Here is a 10,346-nt window from a genome sequence, read left to right as displayed (position 1 = left end):
CGCCCGCCAGGGGGCCGCCCTTCGCGGGATGATCATTTCGGCTACAATCTCGCAGTTCAATCATCCACCTTCCGGGATCCATCATGATCGTATTCATTACCGGCGCTTCGGCCGGCTTCGGCGCCGCGATGGCGCGCACCTTCGTCAAGAACGGCCATCAGGTGGTGCTGGCGGCACGGCGCAAGGAGCGTCTGGAAGCCCTGGCCCAGGAGCTGGGCGACTCCGCGCTGCCGGTCGCGATGGACGTCACCGACAAGGCCTCGATCGAGGAAGCGCTGTCGATGCTGCCGCAGTCCTGGCGCCAGATCGACGTCCTGATCAACAACGCGGGCCTGGCCCTGAACACCAAGCCGGCGCACGAGGTCCCGCTCGAAGACTGGGACACGATGATCGACACCAACGTCAAGGGACTGGTGACCATGACCCACGCCCTGCTGCCCTCGATGGTCGAGCGCGGCAGCGGCCTGGTGATCAACCTGGGTTCGGTCGCCGGTCGCTACCCTTATCCGGGCGGCAACGTGTACGGCGCCACCAAAGCCTTCGTCGAGCAGTTCACGCTGAACCTGCGCGCCGACCTGGTCGGCACCGGCGTGCGCGCGACCAACCTGGCGCCCGGCCTGTGCGGCGGCACCGAGTTCTCGAACGTGCGCCTCAAGGGCAACGACGAGGCAGCCGCCAAGGTCTACGAGGGCACGGTGCCCCTCACCGCCGAGGACATCGCCGCGACCGCCTACTGGATCGCCACCCTCCCCCCGCACGTCAACATCAACCTGATCGAGATGATGCCGACCTGCCAGGGCTTCTCGCCGTTCACCATCAAGCGCAGCCAGGCCTGACATAAGTCACACCGGGGTCAGACTCCAGAATTAGGAAATGGCTCATGGGCTCTTTCCAAAAGCTGGAGTCTGACCCCGGTTTGCGTTAGATCAGCCGTGTAACCGTAGCCCCACTATTTGTGAGAAAGTGTTACAGTTGTTGGCTGAGTATGGGGTACTCACGTCTACTAGTGCCCATTTATCAACGGCCCAGCCATGGGGCCGGATGCGATTCGGATGCATATGTTCAGTACCGTACATATGCAAGATGAAATTCGCGTAGAATGTTTCCCATTTTCATTTATGGCAGCTGAAATGCCTTCAGTTTTCACTTGGACAGTACGGGTCTATTACGAAGACACCGACGCCGGCGGCATCGTGTACTACGCCAATTACCTGAAGTTCTTTGAACGCGCGCGCACTGAATGGCTGCGTTCGCTCGGCATTCACCAGCACACCCTGCTCGAGGAGGAAAGCGCCGCCTTCGTGGTCCGCAGCGCCGCCGTCGAGTACCTGTCGTCCGCGCGCCTGGACGACGAACTGAGCTTGCGTCTTACCGTTGAAAAGCTCGGCCGTGCCTCGGTCCAGTTCGCGCAGCAGGCCTGGCGTGGCGAGACCCTGCTGTCGACCGCAAACGTGAAAGTGGGCTGCGTCGATGCGAAAACCATGCGCCCATGCCCCCTGCCCGCCTCCGCCGCTGTTAAAATGCGTGCCGCCTGAAAACATTTGACCAAATATACTGATGAACGCAGTCCAAGACCTCTCCTTCATTGAACTGATCGCCCACGCGCACGTCCTGGTCAAGCTGATCATGGCGCTGCTGTTCGCGGTTTCGCTCATGAGCTGGACCTACATCTTCCGCAAGATGTTCGCGATCCGCGCCGCCCGCCGTCAGACCGAGCAGTTCGAGCGCAGCTTCTGGGCCGGCGGCAACCTGCACACCCTGCACCAGAGCGCCAGCGCACAGCGCGACCAGATCGGCCCGCTGGCCCGCATCTTCGAAGCCGGCATGGGCGAGTTCATCAAGGGCAAGCAGGCCGCGCGCGACGCGCTCGACATCGGTGCCGTGCTGGACAGCGCCCGCCGCGCGATGCGCGCCGCCTTCCACCGCGAGCTCGACCATCTGGATACTCACCTGAACTTCCTGGCCTCGGTCGGCTCGGTGTCGCCGTACATCGGCCTGCTCGGCACCGTCTGGGGCATCATGAACGCCTTCCGCGGCCTGGCCAACGTGCAGCAGGCAACACTCGCCACCGTCGCTCCCGGTATCGCCGAGGCGCTGATCGCCACCGCGATCGGCCTGTTCGCGGCGATCCCGGCGGTGGTCGCGTACAACCGCTTCACCCACGATATCGACCGCCTCGCGATCCGCTTCGAAAGCTTCGTCGAGGAATTCTCGAACATCCTGCAGCGCCAGTCGCGTTAACAGATCATGGCATTCAACAGCAACCTGCGGAACGGCCGCCGCAAGCTGAAGTCCGAAATCAACGTCGTGCCTTACATCGACGTGATGCTGGTGCTGCTCATTATCTTCATGGCGGTGCCGCCGACGCAGAACCCTAGCGAGATCAAGCTGCCCAGCGCCGAGCGCTCGACCCAGCCGCCGGACGACTACATCCAGATCGCGGTGAAGAGCGACGCCCGGCTGCAGATCGGCATCAACGGCAAGCAGGCGCACGCGCTCGAAGACGTGTCGAGCCGCGCGGCCCTGATCGAACGCCTGCGCACGATCCACGCCGAGCACCCCGACTATCCGGTCATGATTTCCGGCGACCGCGAAAGCAAGTATGACGATGTGATCCAGATGATTTCGGAAGCCAAGAAGATGGGCATCAACCGGGTCGGCCTGGCCACCAAGTAAGGAAAAGCAAGAGTCAATGTCGGCAACCAAGAACAACAGCAATGGCATGGGCGGCTCGCACTACCGGGTGCCGCCCGAACCGAACCGCTGGCCCGCGATCGGCCTGGCGGTGGGCATGCACGCCATGCTGCTGGCCTTCCTGGTGATCGGCATTAACTGGACCAACAACCAGCCGGTGGCAGTCGAAGCCGAGGTGTGGGACACCACCGTGCAAAGCGCCGCCCCGCCCGCGCCGACGCCGCCGCCTGCACCCGAACCCGAACCCCAGCCGCGGCCGGAAACGCCGCCGCCGACTCCACGCGTGGCCGAGCCGCCGCCCAAGGCCGAACCGGCGCCACCCAAGCAACCGGACATCGCGCTGGAACGCGAGAAGAAGCACAAGGAAGAGCTGAAGCGTCAACGCCAGGAAGAAGAGCGGATCGAGCGCGAACGCGAGCGCGAACTCGCCAAGGAGCAGAAGCGCGAGGAAGAAAAGAAAGAAAAAGCCCTGGCCGAGAAGAAAAAGCGCGAGGACGAGAAGAAGGCCGAGGAGCTGGCGAAGAAGGAACAAGAAGCCGAGAAGAAGAGACTGGCGGAAAAGGAACAGGAAGCCGAGAAGAAGAAACTGGCGGAGAAGGAAAAGGCCGCGAAAGAAAAGGCCGACAAGGTGGCCAAGGCAAAGGCGGAGAAGGCCGAAGCCGCCAAGCTGGACAAGCTGCGTAACGACGAATTGAAGCGCATGAACATGATGGCCGGCGCCGGCAGTCCGTCCAGCACCGGCAGCGCCGAGAAATCGACCGGTCCGCGCATCGACAAGGGTTATATCGCCAGCATCGCGGCGAAGATCAAGGGCAATACGAGCTACCCGGGCAGCACGGACGTGCCTGGCAATCCGGAAGTCGTGTTCCAGGTCGAGCAATTGCCGACTGGTGAGATCCTTTCGGTACGCAAAACCAAGAGCAGCGGCATCCCTGCCTTCGACGAAGCCGTGGAGCGCGGCATTAACAAGTCGTCACCGCTACCGAAGAAGAAAGATGGTACGGTAGAGAGATCTGTTCAGGTCGGTTTCAAACTGAAGGAAATGAACTGATCGCTCGACTCAAACCCTAGCTGAGACATTTATGAAGAAACTACATTCCCTGCTGTTTTCGGCCACCCTGCTGATGGGCGTGGCCGCGCATGCCCAGGTGCGCGTCGAAATCGCCGGCGTGAGCGGCACCCAGATCCCGGTCGCGGTGGCCGCCTTCGCGGACGAATCGATCGCGCCGGACCAGGTGTCGGCCATCATCCGCGCCGACCTCGAGCGCAGCGGCGTGTTCAAGGTGATCGATGCGCGCCAGGCGATCTCCGATACGTCCAGCATCGACCTCGGCGCCTTCAAGGCCAGCGGCGCGGACGCGCTGGTGGTCGGCTCGGTCAGCCGCCTGGCCGACGGCCGCTTCCAGGTCCGCTACAAGCTGCTCGACACCGTCAAGCAGACCCAGCTCTCGCAGCTGTCGGATGCGGTCGGCGCGCGCAACACCCGCCTGGAAGCGCATCGTATCGCCGACGACGTCTACGAAAAGCTGACCGGCGTGCGCGGCATCTTCTCGACCCGCATTTCCTACGTGAAGGTGAACCGCGGCGGTGGCAGCCACACCTACGAGCTGGTGGTGGCCGACGCCGACGGCGAAAACGAACAGGTCGCCGCCTACGGCAAGGAAGCGATCATCTCGCCGGCCTGGTCGCCGGACGGCACCAAGGTCGTCTACGTATCCTTCGAAAAGCAGAAGCCGATCATCTATGTGCAGAACCTGGTGACCGGCCAGCGCGCCATCATCGCCAATGAAAAGGGCAGCAATTCGGCCCCGTCCTGGTCGCCCGACGGCACCAGGCTGGCCCTGGCCCTGTCGAAGACCGGCAATACCCAGGTCTTCATCGTGAACGCCGACGGCAGCGGCATGCATCGCGTGTCGAACAGCAACGGCATCGACACCGAGCCGCAGTTCTCGGCCGATGGCCAGAGTATTTATTTCGTGAGCGACCGCAGCGGCGGCCCGCAGATTTACAAGATGAGCGTGAACGGCGGCCAGGCTACCCGTGTCACGTTCAATGGCAGCTATAACATCAGCCCTCGTGTATCCCCGGACGGCAAGACGCTGGCGTGGATTTCGCAACGCGATGGGGTTTTCTCCCTTTATGCGATGGACTTGGCCAGCGGCCAGGAACAACGCTTGGCCGATGGGGCCACCGAACCGAGTTTTTCGCCGAATGGCAAATACATCATGTATGCCAACAAGGGCGGCGGGCGAGCCTCGCTGGCCGTGGTGTCCGTCGACGGACGTGTGAAACAGCGTTTGTCGACCCAGGCGGGAAACATCAAGGAGCCCAGCTGGGGTCCTTTTATGAAGTAAATATTTTTTGACCAGGAGAAAACCATGCGCAACTTTAAATCTGTAGCCTTCATTGCTTCGGCCGCCGCCCTGCTGTCGGCCTGCTCGTCGACCAAACTGCAAGAGACCCCGGTGGTCGAGAAGACCCCGGTCGCCCAGGCCGCACCGGCCGACACCAGCCGCGACGTCCGCCCGGTCGAGACCGGCAGCGTCGACCCGCTGAACGACCCGAAAGGCGTCCTGGCAAACCGCAGCGTCTATTTCGACTTCGACAGCTACGCCGTGCGTGACGACGGCAAGCCGGTCGTCGAGAACCACTCGGCTTACCTGACCAAGAACAAGCAGCGCAAAGTGCTGATCCAGGGTAACACCGACGAGCGCGGCGGCACCGAATACAACCTGGCCCTGGGCCAGAAGCGCGCCGAAGCCGTGCGCAAGTCCATGGCTGCCCTGGGCGTGTCGGACAACCAGATGGAAGCCGTCTCGCTGGGCAAGGAAAAGCCGAAGGCAACCGGCAGCAACGAAGCGGCCTGGGCTGAAAACCGCCGCGCCGACATCGTCTATCAATAATCTGGACGCTGTAGGAGCTGTCGCGAACAGCTCGGCGCCCCCGGCTGATTGACAGCGGGGCGGGATGCGGTGCAGACTGCTTCCCGCCCCGTTTTGCTTAGAAAGAGTCAGACAACATGATCAAACCGTCCCAGTCCCGCCTTGCGGCCATCGCCCTCGCCTTCGCCGCCTGGCTGCCCCTGCACGCGAGCGCCGGCCTGCTCGACGACGATGAAGCCCGGCGCGCCATCCTCGACCTGCGCGCCAAGGTCGACGCGCTGTCTCGTGACGTGAATGCGCGCATCGACACCAAATCGGACAAAAACGCCACCCTCGAAATGCTGAACCAGCAAGAGCAGACGATGCAGGAAATCGCCCGTCTGCGCGGCCAGCTCGAAGTCCTGGCGAACCAGATTGCGATCTCGCAGAAGAGCCAAAAAGACCTGTATGCCGACCTCGACGCCCGCATCCGCAAGCTCGAGCCGCGCCAGGAAACCATCGACGGCCAGACCGCCGAAGTGCTGCCGACGGAGAAGAAGTCCTACGACACCGCGATGGAGCTGTTCAAGTCGGGCGACTACAAGGCCGCCGCCGCCGCCCTGCAGGATTTCGTGCGCCGCTATCCGAACTCGGCCTATGCCGCCAACGCCCAGTACTGGCTCGGCAACGCCTATTACGCCCAGCGCGACTACAAGAATGCGATCGCGGCCCAGGAAGCGGTGGTCTCGAATTACGGCACCAGCGGCAAGGCGCCGGACGCGATGCTCAACATCGCCAGCAACTACATCGAGCTGAAGGACAAGAAGAACGCCAAGAAGGTGCTGCAGCAGCTGGTGTCGAAGTTCCCGGACACCACGGCCGCCGCAACCGCCAAGGACCGCCTGGCGGCGCTGAAGTAAGCCCGTTCATGTGCGTTTGACAGCCCGGCAGATTGACCCTATAATCTTGCTTCTTTCGGGTCGTTAGCTCAGTTGGTAGAGCAGCGGACTTTTAATCCGTTGGTCGCGTGTTCGAGCCACGCACGGCCTACCAGAATTTAGCACCAAGCAATGAAGGCGTTACGAGTGATCGTGACGCCTTTTTGTTTTCGCTTTCCGAATGCGCCGTCATGGTGACGATGGTGGCACAGCCTTGCTAGCCCACGAGTTCTTCCAGGGCATCGAGCGCGTCCGGATTGCGCTTCAGCTTTTCCGCGGCCATCCCGATCTTCCGGTAGTAGATGCCGTTCCTGACGCCGCGATAATCCTTGTACGCTTCCGCGATCGGGTCCGCGCTGCCCTCGCGCCTGGCCTTGTCGATCAGCGCCTGCAGATAGCGGGTGCCGCTACGGATATTGGTCGCTTCGTCGATGAAGGCGGGGCTGGCGTGGAAGGCGTCCGCTTCCCGGTACAGCTCGGCCTCGGGGCGGCGCACGCCCGGCGGCTTGTGCAGGTTGTCGAGGCGGAACAGCTCGCGGTTCGCCACCTTCAGCAGCTGCATCAGCCCGCGCGCGCTGCTGCCCTCGGCTTCTGCGTCCTTGTCGAAGCGCGATTCCATATAGATCTGGCAGACGATCATGTCGGTGCCGAGGCAGGACTGGTTGTTCTCCTCGACCAGCTTCCTGATCGTGCGCAGGCGCGCGAGCTGGTCGTCGGGCGTCGCGACCGCGCCGTTTCCCGGGGCCGAGCCCCGCTCCTGCGTAGAGACCGCCTGTTTGTCCATGTCCGCTCCTTGCGTCCCCATCGATGCTATCGTCGCGCGGGTCTGCCGGGCGGCGCTTGCGTTCGCACAGACGCATGCGGATTGGGTAAAGCGCGCAGAGGCAGCCTTTTTGCTCGACCTCAACGGACCCAAGGATTCTCATCCATTTATTTCTCCTTGGAATATTCTTACCGGGCCAGCTCACGTCTGACCTTCCTGTCGGGTAATATCCGATCAGTTCCTCACTCAACCATTCAGCCGCCATGCCCCTCGACCTTACAGACACCCTCGTCGTCGGCATCTCCGCCACCGCCTTGTTCGACCTGGCCGAAGCGGATGCCGTCTACAAAGCCAAGTACGCGAAGAACCCGCAGAGCGCGCTCGAGGAATACCGCGCCTACATGCTGGAACGCGAAAACGAACCGCTGCGCGACGGCACCGGGATGCCGCTGGTGCGCGCCCTGCTCGGCCTGAACCGCTTTGCGCCGTCCGAATCCAGGCCGCTGGTCGAAGTCGTGGTCATGTCGCGCAACAGTCCCGAGACCGGGGTGCGCGTCTTCAACAACATCCGCTCGCGCGGCTTGGCCGTCTCGCGCCACGCCTTCACCGGCGGGCAGTCGGTGGTCGACTACCTGGATGCCTTCGCGGTCGACCTGTTCCTGACCACCAACGTCGAGGACGCCCAGCGCATCATCGACGCCCAGGCCTGCGCCGCCGCCGTGCTCAAGCCGCCCCCGCATACCGGCGAAGCACCGCTCGAAGACCAGGTGCGCATCGCATTCGACGGCGACGCCGTGCTGTTCGACGATTCCAGCGAGCTCGTGTACAAGACCGAAGGCCTGGGCCGCTTCCACACGGTCGAGGACGAAAAGCAGAACGAGCCGATGAACGACGGGCCGTACGCAATCCTGCTGCGCAAGCTGGCCAAGCTGCAGGAGCGCCTGCCCTTCGGCGCGGATACCTCGCCGGTGCGGATCGCCATCGTCACCGCGCGCAGTGCGCCGGCCGAGATGCGGGTCATCAATACCCTGCGCCACTGGGGTGTCTACGTGAACGAGATCTTCTTCCTGGGCGGCGTGCCGAAGTCGAAGGTGGTGAAGGCCTTCCGGGCCCACATCTTCTTCGACGACCAGGACCTGCACCTGGATCCGGCGGCCAAGCACGTGCCGTCCGGGCGCGTGCCCTACCGCTCCGATTCGCCCTTGTTCACTCCCATCGCAGGCCTCGGACTGGCCGACGATCCGCCGCTGCTGGTCGAGAAGCTCGAAGCCAGCTGAACGTCGCCGCCCACCTCCAACACGGGCGTTCGCGAGCGGGCGCCCGTCCCCGCCCCGCCAGACTCGATTTACACAGCCCCATGCACCGTCTGCATGAATGGCTATAAAATGCGTCTGTTATATTTCCTGAACGCATATACGACGTCCAGGCAGCGCACCGACAACCACCATGAATATCCAACTGATCCTGAACCTGGCCATCGCCCTCGCCGTCTGCGCCCTGCTGTTTGTATTCCAGCAGCGCCATGTTTCCTTCACCAAGCGGGTCTTCACCGGCCTCGGCCTGGGTGTGTTGCTGGGCGCCGGCTTCCAGGCGGTCTACGGCCTCGGTTCCCCGGTCATCGCCGACACCAATGCCTGGCTCGACGTGATCGGCTCCGGCTACGTCAAGCTGCTGCAGATGATCATCATCCCGCTGATCATGGTCTCGATCATCCAGGCCATCCTGAAGCTGCGCGACGCCTCTTCGCTGGGCAAGATCAGCGCGCTCACGATCGGCACCCTGATGGTCACCACGGCCATCGCCGCCGGCATCGGCATCCTGATGGCCAAGCTGTACGGCCTGTCCGCGGTCGGCCTGACCTCCAGCGCGGCCGAAGTCGCGCGCGGCCACTACCTCGAAGGCAAGCTGGCGGCCGCCCAGCAGCTGTCGCTGCCGAATACCATCCTGTCCTTCATTCCGGACAATCCCTTCCTCGACATGACCGGGGCGCGCAAGACCTCGACCATCGCCGTGGTGCTGTTCTCGATCTTCATCGGCGTCTCCGCCACCGGCATCACCGCCAAGAAGCCGGACGTGTTCGAATCCTTCAGCCACTTCGTGCACGTCGCCCACGTGATCGTGATGCGCATGGTGACCCTGGTGCTGCGCCTGACGCCGTTCGGCGTGTTCGCCCTGATCACCCAGGTGCTGGCCAGCTCGAGCCTGCAGGACATCCTCAAGCTGATCGGCTTCGTGATGGCCTCGTACAGCGCGCTGATCCTGATGTTCATCGTCCACTTGGCCATCGTTTCCGGCGTCGGCCTGAACCCGGTGCGCTACGTGAAGAAGATCTTCCCGGTGCTGGTGTTCGCCTTCACCTCGCGCACCTCGGCCGGCAGCATCCCGATGAACGTGCAGACCCAGACCGCGCGCCTCGGCACGCCGGAGGGCATCGCCAACTTCGCGGCCTCGTTCGGCTCGATGATGGGCCAGAACGGCTGCGCCGGCATCTATCCGGCCATGCTGGCGGTGATGATCGCCCCGACCGTCGGCATCGACCCGTTCACCAGCGCCTTCCTGCTGCCGCTGATCGGCATCGTCACCATCGGCTCGGTGGGGGTGGCCGGGGTCGGCGGCGGCGCCACCTTCGCCGCCCTGATCGTGCTGTCGGCGATGAACCTGCCGGTGGCGCTGGCGGGCCTCCTGATCTCGATCGAACCGCTGATCGACATGGGCCGCACCGCGCTGAACGTGAGCGGCTCCATCACGGCCGGCACCCTGGCCAGCCGCGTGCTCGGCCAGACCGACATGCGCGTCTTCAACAGCGACGCCGCCCTCAACCTGGACGGCGACGAACAGGTCGCCTGACACTCCCCTGCCCGCGCGCCAGCCGCAGGGCCAGGCCGGCCGCCAGCAAGGCGAGCAGCGGCGGCCCGGACACGCCCTGCGCCGCTCCCCGCCAGACCTCCTGGCCGGGAGCGGCATCGATCGGCACCAGCAGGACCGCGACGGCAAGCAACGACTGCGCATATCGGCTACGACACATGGTGGGCGGCTCCGCCGTTTGGACAGACGCGAGCATAGGACATGCCGGATGCGTCCGGCATGAGC

At 63.6% G+C, this 10,346-nt stretch carries 12 protein-coding genes and 1 tRNA gene; 11 read left to right on the top strand and 2 right to left on the bottom strand.

The window, feature by feature from the left end; genetic code table 11:
* The first annotated feature begins 83 nt into the window (after positions 1-83).
* From ACI48D_RS19190 to ACI48D_RS19150, 9 genes are all read left to right on the top strand, one after another.
* On the top strand, positions 84-836 hold the full coding sequence (locus ACI48D_RS19190) for an SDR family oxidoreductase (RefSeq protein ID WP_435572845.1): 753 nt from the start codon (positions 84-86) through the stop codon (positions 834-836).
* A 294-nt stretch (positions 837-1,130) separates the two neighbouring features.
* Positions 1,131-1,535 (top strand): tol-pal system-associated acyl-CoA thioesterase, encoded by a 405-nt coding sequence (gene ybgC, locus ACI48D_RS19185; RefSeq protein WP_435572844.1) that lies wholly within the window; start codon positions 1,131-1,133, stop codon positions 1,533-1,535.
* Positions 1,536-1,557: 22 nt separating this feature from the next.
* Complete coding sequence (gene tolQ, locus ACI48D_RS19180; protein WP_435572842.1) at positions 1,558-2,241, top strand: protein TolQ; 684 nt, start codon at positions 1,558-1,560, stop codon at positions 2,239-2,241.
* 6 nt (positions 2,242-2,247) lie between these two features.
* Entirely contained in the window at positions 2,248-2,676 is a 429-nt protein-coding gene (locus ACI48D_RS19175; protein ID WP_435572841.1) for a biopolymer transporter ExbD, read from the top strand.
* 16 nt (positions 2,677-2,692) lie between these two features.
* Entirely contained in the window at positions 2,693-3,745 is a 1,053-nt protein-coding gene (gene tolA / locus ACI48D_RS19170; protein ID WP_435572840.1) for a cell envelope integrity protein TolA, read from the top strand.
* A gap of 31 nt (positions 3,746-3,776) precedes the next feature.
* Complete coding sequence (gene tolB, locus ACI48D_RS19165; RefSeq protein ID WP_435572839.1) at positions 3,777-5,048, top strand: Tol-Pal system beta propeller repeat protein TolB; 1,272 nt, start codon at positions 3,777-3,779, stop codon at positions 5,046-5,048.
* A gap of 24 nt (positions 5,049-5,072) precedes the next feature.
* Entirely contained in the window at positions 5,073-5,597 is a 525-nt protein-coding gene (gene pal / locus ACI48D_RS19160) for a peptidoglycan-associated lipoprotein Pal (protein ID WP_435572838.1), read from the top strand.
* A gap of 116 nt (positions 5,598-5,713) precedes the next feature.
* Positions 5,714-6,475, top strand: coding sequence for a tol-pal system protein YbgF (ybgF, locus tag ACI48D_RS19155; RefSeq protein WP_435572837.1), 762 nt, complete (start codon positions 5,714-5,716; stop codon positions 6,473-6,475).
* Positions 6,476-6,532: 57 nt separating this feature from the next.
* Positions 6,533-6,608: transfer RNA gene (locus ACI48D_RS19150), tRNA-Lys, on the top strand.
* Between the two features lie 102 nt (positions 6,609-6,710).
* On the opposite strand, the gene ACI48D_RS19145 is transcribed toward ACI48D_RS19150, so the two are convergent.
* Positions 6,711-7,277 (bottom strand): hypothetical protein, encoded by a 567-nt coding sequence (locus ACI48D_RS19145; RefSeq protein ID WP_435572836.1) that lies wholly within the window; start codon positions 7,275-7,277, stop codon positions 6,711-6,713.
* Positions 7,278-7,519: 242 nt separating this feature from the next.
* Between ACI48D_RS19145 and ACI48D_RS19140 the strand changes: the two genes are divergently transcribed.
* Entirely contained in the window at positions 7,520-8,533 is a 1,014-nt protein-coding gene (locus tag ACI48D_RS19140; RefSeq protein WP_435572835.1) for a 5'-nucleotidase, read from the top strand.
* A gap of 169 nt (positions 8,534-8,702) precedes the next feature.
* Entirely contained in the window at positions 8,703-10,103 is a 1,401-nt protein-coding gene (locus tag ACI48D_RS19135) for an L-cystine transporter (protein WP_435572834.1), read from the top strand.
* Here ACI48D_RS19135 and ACI48D_RS19130 read toward each other — a convergent pair.
* Complete coding sequence (locus ACI48D_RS19130) at positions 10,072-10,281, bottom strand: hypothetical protein (protein WP_435572833.1); 210 nt, start codon at positions 10,279-10,281, stop codon at positions 10,072-10,074. The genes ACI48D_RS19135 and ACI48D_RS19130 overlap by 32 nt on opposite strands.
* Positions 10,282-10,346 lie beyond the last annotated feature (65 nt).

The organism is Massilia sp. LXY-6, assembly GCF_051233485.1.
GTDB lineage: Bacteria > Pseudomonadota > Gammaproteobacteria > Burkholderiales > Burkholderiaceae_D > Telluria.
This window is presented reverse-complemented; position numbering and strand designations above follow the sequence as displayed.

What these genes read in the sequence shown, in the direction of transcription:
- ACI48D_RS19190 (WP_435572845.1), top strand. Translation starts at nt 84, where the DNA reads ATGATCGTATTCATTACCGGCGCTTCGGCCGGCTTCGGCGCCGCGATG.
- ybgC (WP_435572844.1), top strand. Translation starts at nt 1,131, where the DNA reads ATGCCTTCAGTTTTCACTTGGACAGTACGGGTCTATTACGAAGACACC.
- tolQ (WP_435572842.1), top strand. Translation starts at nt 1,558, where the DNA reads ATGAACGCAGTCCAAGACCTCTCCTTCATTGAACTGATCGCCCACGCG.
- ACI48D_RS19175 (WP_435572841.1), top strand. Translation starts at nt 2,248, where the DNA reads ATGGCATTCAACAGCAACCTGCGGAACGGCCGCCGCAAGCTGAAGTCC.
- tolA (WP_435572840.1), top strand. Translation starts at nt 2,693, where the DNA reads ATGTCGGCAACCAAGAACAACAGCAATGGCATGGGCGGCTCGCACTAC.
- tolB (WP_435572839.1), top strand. Translation starts at nt 3,777, where the DNA reads ATGAAGAAACTACATTCCCTGCTGTTTTCGGCCACCCTGCTGATGGGC.
- pal (WP_435572838.1), top strand. Translation starts at nt 5,073, where the DNA reads ATGCGCAACTTTAAATCTGTAGCCTTCATTGCTTCGGCCGCCGCCCTG.
- ybgF (WP_435572837.1), top strand. Translation starts at nt 5,714, where the DNA reads ATGATCAAACCGTCCCAGTCCCGCCTTGCGGCCATCGCCCTCGCCTTC.
- ACI48D_RS19145 (WP_435572836.1), bottom strand. Translation starts at nt 7,277, where the DNA reads ATGGACAAACAGGCGGTCTCTACGCAGGAGCGGGGCTCGGCCCCGGGA.
- ACI48D_RS19140 (WP_435572835.1), top strand. Translation starts at nt 7,520, where the DNA reads ATGCCCCTCGACCTTACAGACACCCTCGTCGTCGGCATCTCCGCCACC.
- ACI48D_RS19135 (WP_435572834.1), top strand. Translation starts at nt 8,703, where the DNA reads ATGAATATCCAACTGATCCTGAACCTGGCCATCGCCCTCGCCGTCTGC.
- ACI48D_RS19130 (WP_435572833.1), bottom strand. Translation starts at nt 10,281, where the DNA reads ATGTGTCGTAGCCGATATGCGCAGTCGTTGCTTGCCGTCGCGGTCCTG.